The sequence below is a fragment of the Nakamurella sp. PAMC28650 genome (assembly GCF_014303395.1).
GTDB lineage: Bacteria > Actinomycetota > Actinomycetes > Mycobacteriales > Nakamurellaceae > Nakamurella.
On record NZ_CP060298.1, the window covers coordinates 649,707 to 667,694 of the forward strand.

A 17,988-nucleotide genomic window follows, 5' to 3' on the forward strand; every position below is an offset into this window, starting at 1 on the left:
GATGCGTAGATCGACATGCCGTGGCCGCAACGCGGAGTCGATGAAGGTGGGATGGGTGGAGAAGTGGATGACCTCCTGCGCGATGTACCGGTGCGGCGCAGCGGCGACCGCGGCCTCCAGTTCGATCACCTGCCGACGGGTCAGGTCCGGGCCGATCATCACGCCCGCGCCGCCCGATCCGTCGACGGGTTTGACGACCAGCTCGCCCATCCGGCCGCGCACCGCCGCGTACTGCGCGGGGTCGGCCAGCAGCCAGGTGCCGACGTCGGCCAGCACCGGCTCCTCACCGAGGTAGAACCGGATCATCGGCCCGACGAAGGCGTAGACGGCCTTGTCGTCGGCGACCCCGTTTCCCGGCGCATTGGCGATCGAGACCGATCTAGAACGAGATGCATTGCGTAGCAGACGTCCTGCGAAGGTGTCACCGAGGAGTTCGTCTCCGCCCAATCGCCGATAGACCACATCGACGTCCACGAGCCCTTCCGGCGTGCGCGCCGCCACCCCGTCGCCGTCGGCGACCAGATCGTCCGGATGCACGACGGGCACGCCCATCTCGGCCGCCAGCAGTTGGTGTTCGTACCAGGCCGAATTCGCCGGGCGGTCGGAGAGCACCACCACCTGCGGGACCTCCCGCGGGCATCTTCCGGGCGCAGCGTCCTGCAGCGCCCGTAACAGCTGCGCACCGATGGCGTCGGTGGACAGCAGACCCGTGGCGCTGGAATGTAGTTCAGCTAGGACTGCGGCCGCCGTCCGCCGGTTCGCCAACGCATAGCCGAGTCCGGACGGCACCTGCAGATTGTCCTCCAGGACGACCCAGCGTCCGTCGGAGTCCGTCAGCAGGTCCAGCCCGAGCACCGTGGCTCTGGCCCGCCCGGGCGCAGACAAACCCGTTGCGGCGGAACGGTACCCGGGGACCCGCGCCAGGAGCTGAGCCGGCATGATACCCGCGGCCACGATCTCCGGTACACGCTTCTCACCGGCCACCGCACTATCGGGCACATCGTCCCCGTAGACGTCTGCGAGAAACGCATTGAGCGCTCGTGCGCGCTGGGCGGCGCTGGCGGCGACATGCAACCACGATCGATGTCCGATCAGCCGGGGCACCGGGTCCAGCGGGAACACCTGCTGTTGGGGATGCCCGTCGACCTGCGCGGTGAACACGATGCCCTGCTCCGACCGGCTCCGCTCGAGATCCTCCGCCCGGTGCTGCAGGCGTTCGGGGCCGATCGCGTCGAGGGCAGTCATGATCTGCCGGTAGGGCTTTCGCACCCGCCCGACCGAATCGACGGCCTCGTCCAGCGGTCCGGGGCCATATCCTTCGAGCAGACCGCCCTCGAGCAGACCGCCCTCGAGCGGTTCGCCCGTCACGTCAGCCACTCCAGGAACCAATCACAGATGCGCAGGGCGAGTTGGACGCGATGACCGGCCGCCACGATGGTGTGCCCTTCCCCCGGGAGCAACAGCAGGTCGGTGGGCACGCCGGTGCCCTTGAGCGCGACGTGGGCGCGGATGGACTCGGCCACCGGCACATTGGTGTCGCGATCGCCGTGCACCAGTAGCGTCGGCGACCGCACCTGCGACAGGTGGGTCAGTGGTGAGAGCACCCGCAGGAGATCCGCCTGCTCCTCCGGGTCGCAGTACTCGGTGACCGAGGCCGCCGCCATCCAGGTTTCGGTCTCCGCAAAGAACGAGAGCAGGTCCGAGATGCCCGCGTGGGCGGCGCCGGCGGCGAACAGGTCCGGCCAGCGGGCCAGAGCCGTCAACGCCAGGTAGCCACCGTAGGACCAACCCTGGACACCGATGCAACCCCTGGTGGCCCAGCCGTTCTCGACCAGGAAGTCGACGGTGGCCGGTACATCCTGGAAGGAACTCTCCCGATCGGCCCCGTCATCGGCCGCCATGAAGGCGCTGCCATGGCCACTGGAACCACGGACGTTCGGTGCGAACACGGTGATGCCGGCAGCGATCAACGACTGCGTCAACAACGAGAAGGCCGGCCTCTCCTGGCTCTCCGGACCGCCGTGGAACGACACCACCGTCGGCTCCCGGCCGGTCGCCCCGGCGGGTCGGTAGAGCCAGCCCTGCAGATCCAGCCCGTCTGCAGATCGAAAACGGCACAGTCGGGGGACGACCACGGTGTCCGGCAACTCGGCGGGCGGCAGGCCGACGAGTCGCCGAGCCGCCGATGGCCCGGGCAACGAGAGGTGCGCCAGGTACCGGGGACTGGTCGGGCCGGTCAGCTCCACCACCATCGAAGTGCCGTCCCGGTGCAGGGACCAGCCGGGCATCACGGCCTCCGGCAGACACACCTGCGCCGTCACCCCGGCCCCGAGATCCACCACCTCGCAAACACTCCGGCCCTCCACGTTCCAGACCACGATCGCCGACCCCTCGGCCCTGACCGCGTACGACTCGACATCCGCCCCGTCGTTCGCCGCGATCACCGTCATCCGGCCCGGTCGACCGTCGGCCGACATCGGGACCCGGCCGAGCACGATCCGGTCACGACCGGCGCTGGTCCGCAGGAAGACGCTCTGTCCGTCAGCAGCGAACCGGCCGTCCTCGCCAGTGTCCCCGCCGCCTGGGAAGTCGTTCGCCAGCAACGGTAGCGGCGATCCGGACCCGATGGCATCGAGGAGGAGGAGGCGCCGCCGACCACGGGGTCCGCACCGGACGACGACCTGCGCTGCGTCCCGGCTGACCGACGTCACGACGCAGAAGCCGATCCCGACGGAGGCCGGCACCGGCGTGAGATCGCCGGAGCCCACATCGACGAACCACACCGCCGCATCCGGTCCGACACCGTCGGCCAGGGTGAAGGCGTATCGCCCCGGCGCGGCGGTCCAGGTCCCGGCGAAGACGGTCTCCAGCGCCCCGCCACCGGCCAGCAGTCGTCGATCGCTCCCGTCGGGCCGGACGACGTGCAATTCGGCCCGGATGGAGCCGCCCGGGGACACGAGGTACGTCAGCCATTGCCCGTCCGGCGACCAGGCAACCGAGATGGCCTCCTGGTCCGGCCCGGACACCGTCACGACATCGAGTGACGAATCTGCTGCTGTACCGGTGATCTCGACACGCGGGATACCCGATCGATCACAGATGAAGGCGACCAGGTCACCCTCGGGGGACAGCGACGGACACCAGGCGCCCGGGACGGACGCGATGGTCCTGATCTTCTCCCGGTCGTCCACCCGCAACGCCGGGCTAGCCGATACCATGCCGCTGCAACCACATCTCGAGCAAACCGATCTGCCACAGCTGATTCGATCCCAGGTTCGTCCGGTACCGGTTGGGGTCGGCCAGCAGCCTTTCCACGTAGTCGGTCCGGAACAGGCCCCTCGACCTGGCCTCCGGTGCGTGCAACGCCTCCCGCACCCGGTCCAGATAGCGGCCCTGGAGGTTGATGATCGCCGGGACCGGGAAGTGGCCCTTCTTGCGGTCGATCACCGCCGACGGCAAGACCTTCCGGGACGCTTCCTTGAGGACACCCTTCCCGCCGCCGGCCAGCTTGAGCGCCGGCGGAACGGCGGCGGCGAGCTCGACGAACTCGTGGTCCAGGAACGGGGTCCGCGCCTCCAGGCCCCACGCCATGGTCATGTTGTCGACCCGCTTGACCGGGTCGTCGACCAGCATGACGAGCGAATCCAGCCGCAGGGCACGGTCCAGCGCGGTATCCGCACCGGGCCGGCCGAAGTGCTCCCGGGCCAGCGCGCGGCTGTGGTCGGTGGCGCTCATCCACTCCGGCTGCAGGATCCCGGCCAGCTCGGCGTGCGTACGGTCGAAGAAGTTGGCCGAGTAGACGGCCAGCGCATCCTCCACGCTGTCGTCGGCCACCCCGGCCAGCGGCGGATACCACTCGTATCCGGCCAGGATCTCGTCTGCGCCCTGGCCGGACTGCACCACCTTCACGTGCTGGGAGACCTGTTGGGACAGTGAGTAGAAGGCAACGCAGTCGTGGCTGACCATCGGCTCGCTCATCGTGCCGACGGCCCCGTCCAGACCGTCGAGCACCTGCGACGACGGAATCATCAGTCGGTGGTGATCGGTGCCGAACTCCTTCGCCACGAGGTCGGAGAACTCGAACTCGTCACCCTCCGCATCGCCGACGGCCTCGAAGCCGATGCTGAACGTCTGCAGGTCCTGCTGGCCCTCCTGTGCCAGCAGGGCAACGATCACGCTGGAGTCGATCCCGCCGGAGAGCAGGACACCGACCGGGACGTCCGCGACCATGCGGCGTTGCACGGCGGTGCGCAGCGTCGTCAGGACCAGATCCTCCCACTCGCCGCCGGACAGGCCTGCATATCGAGCAACCCTGGCGTGCAACGGGTTCCAGTAGGTGATGTCATGACCGACACCGTCGGACTCGATCACCCGCACGGTGGCGGGTGGAAGTTTTCGGACCCCGGCCAGAATCGTCAGGGGCGGTGGTACGACGGCATGGAAGCTCATGTAGTGCTGCAGCGCAACGGGATCGATCGTGGTATCGAGATCCCCGCCGGCCAACAGCGCCGGCAGGGTCGAGGCGAAGCGGAGGCGTGCACCGTCCTGGGACAGGTAGAGGGGCTTGATACCGAGCCGATCGCGGGCCAGCACGGTCCGGCCGGAATCACGTTCCACCAGCACGAAGGCGAACATGCCGAGGAAGTGGTCGACGCAGTCGGTGCCCCACCGGTGGTAGGCCTTGAGGACCACCTCGGTGTCCGAGGTGGAGAAGAACCGGTAGCCGTCTCCGGCGAGCTCTTCGCGCAGTTGCCGGTAGTTGTAGATGCAGCCGTTGAACACCACGCCCAGGCCGAGTGCGGAGTCGACCATCGGCTGCGCGCCGGCATCGGACAGATCGATGATGGAGAGCCGGCGATGCGCCAGCGCGACCCGGCCGTACTGCCACACTCCCTGACCGTTGGGGCCCCGTGGCTCCAGCACGCACGACATCCGGACCACGGCGTCGACGTCGGCAGGGCGGCCGTCGAACCGGATCTCGCCGCTCAGACCGCACACGTCGCCTCCAAGGGGGTCGGAACGGGGTGCCCCTGACGACGAGCCTGACACATCGACCGTGGGCGAAGATCCCCGGCCCCGGGCGCTACGTGAGGTCGTCCACCGTCCGATCCGGCCGGAGCCCGCGCCAGACCGGGTGGCGCAGGTGGTGGTCGGGGGTCCATTCCGAGTACGTCACCTCGCCGACCAGCTCCGGTCGCACCCAGTGCACCCCGAGCGCGTCGGCCCTCGGCAGCTGGTGTGACAGAGGCGAGGTCGGACTGGCCAACGGCTCCAGCATCGCCTGCAGATCGTCCAGCGCCGCGTCGGTGAAACCAGTGCCGACCCGCCCGACGAACTCGAGGCCGTCCTTCGCGGGCACCGCCATCAGCAGACCTCCGATACCGCCGGCCCGACGCCCGTTGCCCGGACGCCAACCCACCACGACGATCTCCTGGTCGATGATGTTCTTGATCTTGATCCAGGTGCGGGACCGCCTACCCGGCAGATAGGTCGACCCGGCCCTCTTGGCGATGATCCCCTCCCACCTGCGCTCGACGGTGTGCGCCAACGCATCCCGGGCCGGGCCGGGCAGCGGTTCCGGCACCGTCACCGGACCACCGCCCGGCGCCAGCGCGGTCAGTATCCGGCGGCGGTCGTCGTAGGTCTTGCGCAGTAGGGAGATCCCGTCCAGGTGCAGGATGTCGAAGACCAGGAGCTGCACCGGCACTTCGATGGACACCGCGGCGATCTCACGCGGTTTCGTCAACTTCATCCGGCGCTGCAGAAGGCCGAAGTCCGACCGGCCCTGCCCATCCATCGCCACGATCTCGCCGTCCAGCACGACCACGTGACCGGTCAACGTCCTGGCGAGCGCCCGCAGTTCGGGATAGGCGGCGGTGATGTCGTTGCCGTTGCGGCTGACCAGCCGGAAGTGTCCCTCACCGATCTCGACGACGGCCCTGACCCCGTCCCACTTCCCCTCGAATCGCCAGTCGTCACCGACGACGTCGGCGAGCGTGCCGGGGCTCGCCAACATGGGCAGCAGGTCGGTCGGCGGCAGGCGGTGCACGATCTTGCGGTCCGAGCCGAATTTGCGGCCCTCCTGCGGCGCCACCGGTTCCAGGTCCGGCTGGTCCTTGGTGCGGTGCATCAGCCACTGGTTGCCCTTGGCCGCATCACCGGCGCCGGCGCCCTGTTTGGTCCTGATCAGCGCGAACCGCCCGGTGGCCCGCACGCCGTCGAGGATGACGATCACTTCGCCGTCCCGCCACTTCTCCAGGCGGTAGTGACCGGAGTCCCAGATGGTGACCTCTCCCCCGCCGTACTCCCCGTGCCCGATGGTGCCGGCGAAATCGGCGTACTCCAGGGGGTGGTCCTCGGTCTGCACCGCCAGCCGGTTGTGCTGCGAGGAGGTCGGAATACCCTTCGGGACCGCCCACGAGACCAGCACGCCGTCGTGCTCCAGACGGAAGTCCCAGTGCAGTGCGGTGGCATGGTGCTCCTGGATGACGAAGGTGTCACCGGTGGAGGTGCCGGTCGCTGCGCCGCGCCTTGCATCGGCCGGGGGGACCGGTTCGGGAGTCCGTTCGGCCGACCGCTTCGAGCGGTAGGCGGCCAGCCTGTTGGACACCGTCTGCGCGCCTGCGGAGTCCGCGCCGAACGGGTCGAGCCCGCTCCTGACCCGTTCGATGACCTCCCGGTAGTCCAGGTGGGCGAGGCCCGGGTCCTCCAGCTCGGCCCAGGTCCGCGGGGCCGCAACCGTCGGGAACTCCCGACCGCGCAACGAGTACGGCGCGATGGTGGTCTTCGAGGCGTTGTTCTGCGACCAGTCGATGAACACCTTCCCGGCGCGCAGCACCTTGGACATCCTGGACACGACCAGGGCCGGGAGGTCCTTCTCGACGGTCTCGGCCAGTAGCTTGGCGAACTGCGAGACCTCCTCCGAAGTCTGGGTTCCCGGTAGCGGGACGTAGAGGTGCAGCCCCTTGGAACCGCTCGTCACCGGATAGGCCGTCAGCTCCAGGTCCGTCAGGCGGCGGCGGATGGCCCTGGCGACCTCGGCGCACTGGGCCAGATCGACCCCCGGACCGGGGTCCAGGTCGAACACGGCCCGATCCGGCCGTCCGACCGACCCGTCGTCGGCGAATCGCCACTGCGGGACATGCAGTTCCAGCGCGGCGTTCTGGCCCAGCCAGGCCAGCGTGGCCGGCGAGTCGATCAGGGGGTAGGTGATGGTGCGGTCGGAGTGCGGGATCTCCCGGGTGGGGATCCACGACGGGGTCCCCCGGTCGACGTTCTTGTGGAAGAACGGTGTGGTCCCGACCCCGTTGGGCCAGCGCTTACGGGTCACCGGCCGACCCTGGACCAACGGAATCATCACCGCGGCGACCTCGGCGTAGTAGCCGATGACGTCGGCCTTGGTGGTGCCCGTCGCTGGGTACAGCACCTTGGACAGGTTGGTCAGCCCGAATCGGTGGCCGTCCATCACCACCTGTGCACTGTCGGCCGCCATCACCAGAGCGTAGGCGGGTGGGACGCTAACCTGACTCGTGACCGTTGAATTCGATCCCGCTGCCGTTGGTTTCGACCCGCAGGATCCCGCCTTCATCGCCGACCCCTATCCGGTCTACCACCGGATGCGGGAGCTCGGCCCGGTGCTCTACTATCCGGCCCGGGACCTGTTCCTGCTCAACGGTTTCAACGACGTCAACGCGGCGTTGCGCGACCGGCGGTTGGGCCGGGCCCACCGGCACCGCTACACCGACCAGCAATTCGGCCGGAGCGGCGACGACCCACGCTGGGCCCACTTCAATGCCTCCGAACGGTGGTCGCTGCTGAACCTCGAACCACCCGACCACACCCGACTCCGCCGATTGATCACCAAGGTCTTCACCGCGCGTTCCATCGCCGCGCTGCGGCCGACGATCGAGGTGTTGGCCACCGAGCACCTGGCGGCGGCGAAGGCCGACCCGTTCGACCTGATCGCGGGCTACGCCCAGCCTTTCTCGGTCGCCGTCATCTGCACGCTGCTCGGCGTTCCGCTGGTCGACGGGCCGAGGATGCTGGACTGGTCGCACGCCATCGTGAAGATGTACGAGTTCGCCATCAGCGACCTCGAGCGGGCGGCGGCCGACCGCGCGGCGGCGGAGTTCATCGACTACGTGCACGCCCTGATCGAGGCCCGACGCACCCGACCCCAGAACGACCTGATCTCCGAACTCGTCCAGGTGGCGGACCAGGGCGAGAAGCTCACCGTCGACGAGATCGTCTGCACTGTCATCGTTCTGCTCAATGCGGGGCACGAGGCCACCGTCAACACGCTCGGAAACGGGATGCGCGCGTTGCTCGCTCATCCCGATCAGTGGTCCAGGGTGGTCGACGGCGAGGTGGCGCCGGCCGTCGTGGTCGAGGAGATGCTGCGCTGGGATTCTCCGCTGCAGCTGTTCGAGCGTTGGGTGCTGGAGGACGGCGTGCAGATCGGTGGCCGCTCGTTCGCGGTCGGGGAGCGGATCGGCATGATGTTCGGTTCGGCCAACCGTGACCCTGACCGCTTCGTCGATCCCGACGTGTTCGACGCCGCCCGGGGGGAGTCCACGCACATCGGTTTCGGCGGCGGTCTGCACTTCTGCATCGGGGCCCCACTGGCCCGGCTCGAACTCGAGGTGTCGGTGTCCCTGCTGAAGAACATCCCTGGCCTGCGGGTCGCCCGGCCGCCCGGCTACCAGCCGTATTTCGTCATCCGCGGCCTCGACGGCCTACTGCTCGAGTCGGTGACCGGACCGCCCCGATGATCGTTCGGGTGGCCTGCACCCAGGCGGCCACCAGCACGAGCCAGGCGATCATCATCAGGACGATCTCCGGGTTCCGGAACTGCGCATCGGCCCAGGCCTGGTACCAGGGCAACCCACCGCTCCACCGGTCGTAGATCAGGAACAGCGCCAGACCACCGAACACGTTGAAGGCAACCGCCCAACCGAGGCCGACCACCGCGCAGGCGACGACCGGCCACACCATGTACTGCACCCCCCAGGTGGGCGCCAACACCAGGAAACCGATCAATGACCACGCCACCGCGAGGAGCAGACAGTCCGGCCGCCGCCAGACCGCCACTGCCGGCAGGACCGCGCAGATGATCACCACCACGCTGCGGCCCGGTCCCTCCAGCGCCGCGATCCACCACGGATCGCCGAACCAGTGCGCGATCTCGACCAAACCCCACGGGGAGTGTCCGACCCCGCCGTAGCCGATCACGTCGAGGCGCACCGCGGTGGCCTGGCCGGCCAGTGCCGGCCCCCACGACAGACCGAAGACGACGACGAACCCCGCCCCGGCCCGCAACAGCGCCTTCGGATTCCGCTTCCACGCGTACACCGCCAGCGCCGGGATCAGCACCATCGGAACGATCTTGATCCCGACGGCCACGGCGATCGCCGCTCCGGCAAGTGCCGGCCAGCGGCGGTGGAGCAGCAGGTACACGCTCAGCAGCGCGAACATGATGAACATCGGATCGGTGTTGCCGTGAAACCCGGACACCATCACCAGGATCGGGCTCCACCCGACCACGACGGCTGCCGCAGTGGCGTGCCGGACGGGACGGATCCTGCGGAGCAGTTCGAACGTGAGGAACGTCGTGCCCACGTCGGCCAGGCTGGAGACGGTGCGCAGTGTGAACCGATACGGCAGACCCAGATCCTGCACCCAGTTCAGAAGGGCCAGGTAGTACCCGATGAGCGGGGGGTGGTTGTAGAAGGACCTGTTCGGAAACTGGGTCAGCCCGTAGATGCCGACCGGACCGTGTGACCGCTCGCCTCCGAGAAAGTCACCCCAGGCGACCACATCGTTCGTCCCGAAGGTCCGGGCCGCCAGCACGACCTTGAACACGAACACCGGCAGGATGCACGCGCCGATGATCCACCGCGACCGGCGGACCGACCCCGGCGAACGCACCTGCCGACCTACTGCCACCGCACTCACATCGCCCGTCATCGTCCACCTCTCGTTGCAACAGACGGACGCTACCCGCACCGATCAGACTGGTCCGACGACGATGGGCGGGTCGGAGGGTCACGCCGGACTCACCCCGGAGGGGGCGGGCTCGATGATCGTCGCCGGTACCCAGCCTCCGGCGAAGCACAGGGTGTATGGGTCCCTGCTGCAGGCGAGGAACCGGATTCCCCCCTTGTCCGGGTTGACCGCCTTCTGCTCGACCCAAGACCTTCCGTCGTACCGGAAACCGTTGCCGCTGGTGTCACCGGCCACGCAGAAGGCAAGATCCGGGCCCTCCGAGTAAGGAATGTCGCATGCGACCGTTCGGACCTTCCCGCCGGAGACGATGGGCGTCGGTTTCGACCACGTCGTTCCGTTGAACTGGAAGGATTTGCCATCGGCACCGGCCGACCCGTCGACCGCCAGGCAGAATGTCGCCGACAGGCAGGAGACGTTCTGCAGGTGGTGGGCCGGGTCCAGGATCACCGGAGCCTTCCACGTGGTTCCGTTGTACTGCACCGCCGTGGTGGCCCCGGTGGCGATGCACGACGTCGGCGCGCAGCTGACCCGGCGTAGCGCCTCCTTCGCAATCGCCACCGCGGACGGCGCCGACCAGGACGTCCCGTTGAACACCGTCGCCCGGCCGGACACGTCCAGCGCGATGCAGAACTTGGTGGCGCAGGCCACCGACGTCAGAGCGACGTCGTCGACGGTCGCCGGCTTCGTCCACTTGGCGGTGGCGTCGACGGCGCTGCTGATCAAGGCATTTCCGAGATTATCGACGGCGACGCATTTGATGGCACTGACCGGGACCGCACACGACACCGACGTCAACGCATTGGCCGCGTCGATCTTCTGCGGCAGGGTCCACGGCAGGCCGGGGCCACCCGCGTAGTAGCCGACGATGTCGGCGACGATCTGCACCGACCCATTGGGAGAGCCGTTGAAAAACGGGACGTAGCCGGCATCGAAGGTCGATACGACCACGAGGTTGGAGACGGTCTGACCGGGGGTGAAGTTCAGACTCGAACCACTCCCCTGACCGGGCGCGAGATATCCGGAGCCGGTGGGGGCCGTGGCGGGGTAGGAGCCGCCGTAGTCCCCGATGATCTGCACGGTGCCGCTGGACCCGTTGAACAGGACGATGTTGCCGTCGCTGCCTGCCGGCACGATGGCCAGGTTCGCAACCGTCTGACCCGCCACGAAGTTCAGGTTCGACACCGTGGGCCGCGGGCCGCCACTGGCATACGCGGTGAGGTAACCGGCCCCGGTCGCCCCGGTCACCGTCAGGTCGATCGCCACCGGGTCGGAGGCGTAGGTCTGCACGGTGATGGACTTCCCCGGCCCGACCGCTCCCTTGGGCGCGCCCGTCCCGACCCGGGTGTCCAGGAACCGTCCACCACCCGCCTTGAATCCCCCGGCCAGCGACCGCAGACCAGCCGCAGCAGCCCGCACCGGCGCCGGGGCATTCGCCTGGGCAACAGGCAGGCCGACACCCACGCCCACGCCCAGAAGCGACATCGCCAGCAGCACCACGATGCTCCTGCGCGCAACGACCGGCAGAGCCTTCATCAGAACCCTCTCGTCGACCCGGCCCGGGCAGACGCACGCCGACCCGAGTGTGGCACCAACCCCGTTCGGCCACAACGGTCTGACCTGCTGAGCAGCCCGAGCTCGCCACCCAACCGTGCCGACGAGTGTTTGGAAGGCCGGCACGGCGCGGCTATATTGACCAGGTCTTCTCGCTCGGTGAAGCGACGAGTAACGCCGCGGCTGCTGAGGGGGACTGCTGTGCCTGTTGTTCGTGCTGTTCCCAGCGCTGTCGGCCACACCCTCGGACGTGGCCCCACTCGATGATCGGTGGGTGGCGCTCCGCTGCCGGGGTGTTCGCGGTCTCGGTGCTGGTCCTCGCGCTGTCCTCGCCCGCGCAGGCCGCTGCCGGCACGCGCACCACCGCGCCCGCGCATTCCTCCAGCGGGTCTCCGCCCACCGCGCCCACCGCGCCGACCGGTCAGTGGATCACAGCAGCGGGTTGGGCGTCGGCCCCGGTGGTGGGCGGGGCGTCGCCGGTGGCGCTGCCGATCCTGGCCAAGGATTTCTCGGTGAAGGCCGGCCTGGTCTCGGCGTCCCTGTCGATCTCCGGCGAGGGCGTCTACAGCGCCACGATCGACGGCGCGCCGGTGTCGCCGGCGGTGCTGGAGCCGGGATATTCGGTGGACACCCGCGCCTACTACTCCACCTACGACATCACAGCGTTGGTGGCCAACAACAGCTCTCACCGGATCGGCGTCCAACTGGGGTCGGGAATCTGGGCCGAGGCGACCAGTCCGGGGCGCTATTCCAAGCTCTCGCACGTGGCGGGCCCGGTCGCGGTGAACGCAACCCTGACGCTGAGCTACGGCGACGGAACGTCCGGGTCGGTCGCGACGGACCCGACATGGCAGGCCACCACCGGCCCGACGACGGTGGCCGACTGGTACGGCGGCGAGGACTTCGACAACGGGCGGGTCACACCCGGCTGGCAGCAGCCGGGAACGACGCTCGCCACCTGGAGCACTGCCGTCATCGCGGCCATGCCGCCCGGGCTGCGGTTGACCGCCAAGATCGGGCCGCCGATCATCGAGCAGGACACGGTCACCTCCGTCGGCATCACCCAACCGGCGCCCGGCGTGTACGTGGTCGATTTCGGGCGGCAGGTCGGCGGCTGGCCGGTGCTGCACGTGAGCGGACCGGCCGGAACCAGGGTCAAGCTGACTCCCACCGAGGTCGTCTCGGCCTCCACCGGACTGGTCAACTCGTCCTCGTTCGCCGGGCTGTACGACTCCTACACCCTGAGCGGCAGCGCCTCCGCCGTGCAGACGTGGCACCCGCAATTCGTCTACCACGGCTTCCGCTACGTCCAGCTCGAGGGAATGCCGTCACCGCCCACGCCGGCCACCCTGTCCGCCATCGACCTGTCCACCGACACCGACGCAGCCGGATCCTTCAACTCCTCCGACCCGACCCTGACGACGTTGCACTCCTTGACATCCCGGGCCATCACCAACAATTCGATGTCGGTGCTCACCGACTGCCCGGACCGGGAGAAACTCGGCTGGCTGGAGGAAGTCCACCTGGTCTTCGACGCCCTGGCCGCCCACCAGAACCTCGGCTACCAGCAGCCCGGCGTGGCCGGCACCTACGGGCAGCGGATCGAGCACATCATCGCCGACTCGCAGACCCCGGCCGGCCTGATCCCCGACACCGCCCCGGAGTACACGGTGTTCCCGGGCGGCTTCCGAGATGACGTCAACTGGGGCGGCACGCTCGTGCAAATGCCGTGGGATCTCTACCGCAGCTACGGCGACGCGACCACGATGAGTACCTACTACCCCAACATGCAGAGGTACTTGAACTACCTCAACGGGCAACTGGGTCGCGGCGGGACCGGGCTGATCGGAACGGCCCTGGGTGACTGGTTCACCGAGGCCAAGGGCCCCAACGGCACCGGGTATGCATTGAACAACGCCCTGATCGAGAATGTCGGCCTCTACAACGCTCTCACCACCATGGCCAACATCGGCCGGGTCCTCGGCCGGCCGGACGTGGCGGTCTGGAGCGCCCGGGCGGCGGCTCTGGCCGCGGCGATCAACAGCAGATGGCTGACCCCGACCGGCGACTACGGCCCCGACCAGGCGTCCAACGCCGTCCCGCTGGCCGCCGGCATCGTCCCGGCGGCGCAGATCGCCTCGACCCGCACCGCCCTGCTGACCTCGATCACCGCCGCGGGCGGACGGTTCAAGCTGGGAGAGATCTCGATCGGTCCCATGCTCACCGCACTGTCCGCGATGGGCCGCGACGACATCGCCTACCAGGCCGTCATCTCCACCGCCGGCCGTGGTTACGGCGCGATCGCCGCCTCCGGTGCCACCGCGCTGACCGAGGGTTGGGGCGGCGCCGCGGACGGCGCGAGCCAGGACCACTTCATGCTCGGCGCCGTGGACTCCTGGATGAGCCAGGACATCGCCGGCCTCAAGCAGAGCGTCGGGTCGGTGGACTGGGCCAACCTGACCATCACCCCGCAGCTGATCACCGGCATGACATCGGCGTCGGCCACCCACATCACCGACCGGGGAACGATTCGCGTCGCGTGGTCGCGCCCGGATGCCACCGCCGATGCGGCGGTGACGATCGACCTACCGGCGGGGACCACCGCCACCGTCGTGCTGCCATCGGGGACGAGCCAGATCGGCGCGGGTCGGAGCCTGTTGTCCACCGGACCGCAGACCACGTGGACCACCGTTCTCCCCCGCCCCCAGATCCTGGTGTACTCGATCGGCTACAACAACGCCCTATACACCACCGTCAACGGCCGCATCACCTACCTGACCGCCGCGGTGTGGGCCGCCGCCGGCTACCCGAAGCCGGTCCGGCTCAACTCCACGTACACCCGCTACTCCTTCGGCCCGGCGGTCTACGCGGTGACCAACTTTCCCGCGGTGACCGCAGCCCTCGTGGAAAGTGTCTCCTACGCGGGCTGGCGACAGGCCGGATTCCCCAAGGTCGTCGTGGCCACCCGACTGATCACGAACTCCACCGTCACCCAGTGGGACGGCGACCCGGCGGTGATCCTGCGCAACCCGGACGGGACCTTCCAGCACCTGAGCGCCGCACAATGGACGGCGCTGGGCCGACCCACCCTGCTGAGGTTCCCGAACCAGCGCTGGGTCGCCCTGGCCGGAGGTCCCACCATCCTGTTGCTGACGAACTTCTCCGCCGGCATCGGCCATGTCGCGACGCTCTCGGAGTGGACGGCCGCCGGCCGCCCCACCGCGTTGACCCACCAGATCCTGCACGGCTCCACCTGGATCATCCATGCCGGCAACCCGCAGATCTACCTGCAGCTACCGGCCAGTGCGCCGATCCCCATCACCTTCGCCGAATGGACGGCCGCCGGCCGGCCGCGTCCCACCGTCGTGTGACTGCGGCCGTGTGACGGCAGCGGTGTGACGGCAGCGGTGTGACGGCAGCGGTGTGACTCACTGATTCAGCTTGTTGCGGGCGTAACGGGATCCGCAGACGGCCAGCACTTTCCAGGTGATCCGGCCCAGCAGCGCGAATGCTCTTGTCCTGATGCTCATCTCGACCTCACCGGGCGAGCGGTGGCGTCGGCGCGTTCGAGGTCGGCACCGACCGGATGCAGGAGACGGTGCGCGCCGGCGGCCAGTACGGCGCCCACGAGGGGGGCGGCGATGAACAGCCACAGCTGCCCCAGCGCGACGTGGCCGGACAGCAACGCCGATCCGATGCTGCGGGCCGGGTTGACCGACGTCCCGTCGATGGGAATGGCGATCAGGTGACACAGCACCAGCACGAACCCGATGGGCAGGGCGGCGACCGCGGTCAGATCGGTACCGGCCGTCAACGTCAGAACGGTGAACACCAGGAGCCCGGTCAGGACGATCTCGACCACCAACGCGGCGCGCAGCCCGTATCCGCCGGAGGATTGCGCGCCCCAGCCGTTGGCCCCCACTCCGTCGGTGGCCAGGCGGTACCCGTTGCGGTCAGCGGCAATCAGCAGGATCACCAGAACCCCGACGACAGCCCCGACCACCTGGCTGATGACGTAGCCGACTGCTTCGCGCATCGGTAGCCGGCGGGAGAGCGCCATGCCGAGGGTGACGGCGGGGTTGAGATGGCAACCCGAGATGGGCCCGAGGACGTAGACGAGGACGAGCAGGCTGAGGCCGAAGGCCAGGGCGATGCCCACGGGTCCGACCTGGGGGGCCAGGACGGCGGTGCCGACACCGCCGACGACCAGAAGGGCGGTGCCGAGGAATTCGGCGCAGAGCCGGCGAGCGGCGGTATTCACTGATGTCTCCTTGTGCGGGGGGTGATGTGGATGGATTCAGGCGATCTGTCGGGCGGTACTACGTCTGCCGACGCGCAGGGTCAGGTAGATCGTCAGGTCGGGCATCTGAAGGGCCTGCCGGGCGTCGCGGATCACCGTGGACGACAGGAGCGCCCGGATGCCTGCGGTATCGGCGTTCTCGTCGACGGTGACGTCGAGCCACAGCTCGGGGGCATCACGCGGCCCGGTCAGCACAGCGGCGGCTCGGCGGACCCCGGTGATGCTCCCGGCCTGGTCGGCCACCGCCGCTGCCACGGCATCCGCGGCCAGCGAGGTCCGACCGCTTCCTCGCGTCAGGTCCGATTCGGTGTCCATCACCAGCTGGTGCACACGATCGGTGCGGAGCTGCACGAGCAGCCAGCGCAGCGCCAGTAGCGCCACGACGAGCGCGGCGAGGGCGAGGACCCAGAAGATCCAGTGGTGTCCGTGCACCCAACTGCTCACCTGCTGCGGGTAGATCCTGCCTGCCGCGGCGGCGGTACCGAACACCTGCTGGTTGACGGTGACGATCGCGGCGCCGGCCAGCAGCAGCAGGACGGCCACCACCGTCAGCCCGATGCGGTTTCCCCGGATGGTGCGGCGGTGCATGTCAGATGTCCTTTCGGCTCAGGTGCGCCGCGATCGTGCGGGGCCGGGAGAGGTCCAGGGCCACCAGTCGCCGCGTCGCAGCGGTGTCGGCGGTTCCGGTGAGCCCGCCGGTGTGACGCAGACCGGTGCCGAGGTCGAGGCGGATACGGCGCCGACCGATGCGAGCCCGGGCGGTGGAGATCCCGTCGACCTCCAGCGCCGCTGACTGCACCGTCCGGCGCAGGCTCCGGGGCGGCATGGCGGCAGCGGTCCTGCTGTCGGGGTTGGTCAGCTCCACCAGGTGACGCGAGGCGGGCAGCATCGCGACCAGAACCAGCAGAAAACCTACTGCGGCCACTACGATCCCGACGATCAGCACCTCCGGGGCATCCCACCGGGTCCCGGACAGATGGCGGCTCACCACAGCAGGATCCACACCGCCGCCGGTGCGGTTCAAGGCCCGCAGAACAGCGAGGTAGCAGGCGGAAGCGGCGACGACCAGGACCAGCAGCGCCGTCAGCACGGAGGGGCCGGTGCGGCGGCCGCGGGGGAACCGGGCCGGGGGCGCCGCGGCGTTGTCGGTCACTGGACCCGGGCCTCCTTCCGGTGCGGGCGGGGTAGAGCCGCCACCGTGATGTCGATGTGGTCCACCGACAGGTCGCAGAGCGTTTCCACCCGCTGTTGCACGTGCGTGCGGACCGCGCGGGCGGTGGTGGTGATGGGGGCCGGGTAGGCCACCGCGATGGACAGGGTCAATCCGGTGATCGACCCGTCGGTGACGGCAGTGGCGGTGACGGCGCTGCGCCGGGTGTCGATCCCGATGATCGTGCGGGAGAAGCCCAGGCATCCCGGCACCTCCAGAGCGGCACGCGCGGCGATCTTCTGCACCACGCGGTCGGCCAGGATGGTCCGCCCGCGCGTGGAAGCATCCGGTGAGTGCTCGACCAGTGCGGTGGACGCGGTGGCGCTCACCGTTCCGAGCGGTCGCGTCGGCGGCCACCCAGGTACTGCGCCAGATCCAGATCGCCGTCGATGACGCGGCCGACGACCAGGCCGATCAGGCCCAGCACCAGCACCAGCAGAAAGACCCAGAAGCCGCCGAAGGCAGCGGCCAGGCCCAGCGTCAGGCCGGCGAACAGGCCGACCACCGTTCCTTGATGTGACATGAGAAATCGCTCCTTGGAGGGCTTTTCGCACCCCGGCGCACCGCGACGACGGCGGCAGCGACCGGGGCGGATCGATGAATTGGGTGATGGGGGTGAGGTTTCGAGCGGGTGGATCGGTGGTGCGGACGTGTCACAGGACGTATCGACACGTCACAGGACGCGTCCACCGGATCGACGGTGGCGTCGACCCGTGCGCAGGAGCAGCGTTCTGATCTTTCGGCGCAACCTCTTCCAGGTACGCCGCACCCCCCGGGTGCGGCGTACGGAGGGTCGGGCACCGCGGGTACCCCTGGCCAGGCCTTCGGCGAAAGTCACCGGGTCGCCGCCGCGGTCGGGGTGGTGCTCCCGGATCCAGATCCGCCGTTCGCGGCGGGCCCGGGCGTCCATTTCGTGTCGGTC

13 protein-coding genes and 1 pseudogene are annotated in these 17,988 nt (G+C 69.0%); 2 read left to right on the forward strand and 12 right to left on the reverse strand.

From position 1 onward, the window contains the following. Positions 1 to 3: 3 nt before the first annotated feature. The 4 genes and pseudogenes from H7F38_RS25810 to H7F38_RS02925 form a co-directional block, all read right to left on the reverse strand. Positions 4 to 1,245, reverse strand: a pseudogene (locus tag H7F38_RS25810) (circularly permuted type 2 ATP-grasp protein); the annotation flags it as partial. Positions 1,246 to 1,364: 119 nt separating this feature from the next. Continuing rightward, positions 1,365 to 3,218, reverse strand: a complete 1,854-nt coding sequence (locus H7F38_RS02915; RefSeq protein WP_187092769.1) for a S9 family peptidase — start codon at positions 3,216 to 3,218, stop codon at positions 1,365 to 1,367. After that, on the reverse strand, positions 3,205 to 4,998 hold the full coding sequence (locus tag H7F38_RS02920) for an N-acetylglutaminylglutamine amidotransferase (protein WP_187092770.1): 1,794 nt from the start codon (positions 4,996 to 4,998) through the stop codon (positions 3,205 to 3,207). Before H7F38_RS02920 ends, H7F38_RS02915 begins: the two co-directional genes overlap by 14 nt. A gap of 85 nt (positions 4,999 to 5,083) precedes the next feature. Next, complete coding sequence (locus H7F38_RS02925) at positions 5,084 to 7,492, reverse strand: ATP-dependent DNA ligase (protein ID WP_187092771.1); 2,409 nt, start codon at positions 7,490 to 7,492, stop codon at positions 5,084 to 5,086. 37 nt (positions 7,493 to 7,529) lie between these two features. Here H7F38_RS02925 and H7F38_RS02930 point away from each other — a divergent pair, with 37 nt between their 5' ends. After that, positions 7,530 to 8,771, forward strand: a complete 1,242-nt coding sequence (locus H7F38_RS02930; RefSeq protein ID WP_255498223.1) for a cytochrome P450 — start codon at positions 7,530 to 7,532, stop codon at positions 8,769 to 8,771. Here H7F38_RS02930 and H7F38_RS02935 read toward each other — a convergent pair. Further along, positions 8,716 to 9,966, reverse strand: coding sequence for a glycosyltransferase 87 family protein (locus tag H7F38_RS02935; protein ID WP_187092772.1), 1,251 nt, complete (start codon positions 9,964 to 9,966; stop codon positions 8,716 to 8,718). The genes H7F38_RS02930 and H7F38_RS02935 overlap by 56 nt on opposite strands. A 78-nt stretch (positions 9,967 to 10,044) precedes the next feature. Beyond that, positions 10,045 to 11,538 (reverse strand): hypothetical protein, encoded by a 1,494-nt coding sequence (locus H7F38_RS02940; RefSeq protein WP_187092773.1) that lies wholly within the window; start codon positions 11,536 to 11,538, stop codon positions 10,045 to 10,047. A 281-nt stretch (positions 11,539 to 11,819) separates the two neighbouring features. Here H7F38_RS02940 and H7F38_RS02945 point away from each other — a divergent pair, with 281 nt between their 5' ends. Further along, a complete protein-coding gene (locus tag H7F38_RS02945; protein ID WP_187092774.1) occupies positions 11,820 to 14,927 on the forward strand; it encodes an alpha-L-rhamnosidase in 3,108 nt (1,035 codons plus the stop codon). A gap of 155 nt (positions 14,928 to 15,082) precedes the next feature. Here H7F38_RS02945 and H7F38_RS02950 read toward each other — a convergent pair whose 3' ends face one another. The 6 genes from H7F38_RS02950 to H7F38_RS02975 all read right to left on the reverse strand — a co-directional run bounded on the left by H7F38_RS02950 (position 15,083) and on the right by H7F38_RS02975 (position 17,976). After that, positions 15,083 to 15,817 (reverse strand): aquaporin, encoded by a 735-nt coding sequence (locus H7F38_RS02950; RefSeq protein ID WP_187092775.1) that lies wholly within the window; start codon positions 15,815 to 15,817, stop codon positions 15,083 to 15,085. Between the two features lie 36 nt (positions 15,818 to 15,853). After that, complete coding sequence (locus H7F38_RS02955; protein ID WP_187092776.1) at positions 15,854 to 16,444, reverse strand: hypothetical protein; 591 nt, start codon at positions 16,442 to 16,444, stop codon at positions 15,854 to 15,856. 1 nt (position 16,445) lies between these two features. Next, complete coding sequence (locus H7F38_RS02960; protein WP_187092777.1) at positions 16,446 to 17,009, reverse strand: DUF6286 domain-containing protein; 564 nt, start codon at positions 17,007 to 17,009, stop codon at positions 16,446 to 16,448. Beyond that, positions 17,006 to 17,395 (reverse strand): Asp23/Gls24 family envelope stress response protein, encoded by a 390-nt coding sequence (locus H7F38_RS02965; protein ID WP_187092778.1) that lies wholly within the window; start codon positions 17,393 to 17,395, stop codon positions 17,006 to 17,008. Before H7F38_RS02965 ends, H7F38_RS02960 begins: the two co-directional genes overlap by 4 nt. Beyond that, positions 17,392 to 17,589 carry a DUF2273 domain-containing protein gene (locus H7F38_RS02970; protein WP_187092779.1) on the reverse strand — a complete coding sequence of 66 codons (198 nt, stop codon included), beginning with the start codon at positions 17,587 to 17,589 and terminating at the stop codon, positions 17,392 to 17,394. The genes H7F38_RS02965 and H7F38_RS02970 overlap by 4 nt, the downstream gene beginning before the upstream one ends. Before the next feature lie 150 nt (positions 17,590 to 17,739). After that, the gene (locus H7F38_RS02975) at positions 17,740 to 17,976 is read right to left on the reverse strand and encodes a hypothetical protein (RefSeq protein WP_187092780.1); all 237 of its coding nucleotides are present in this window, start codon (positions 17,974 to 17,976) and stop codon (positions 17,740 to 17,742) included. Between the last annotated feature and the right edge of the window lie 12 nt (positions 17,977 to 17,988).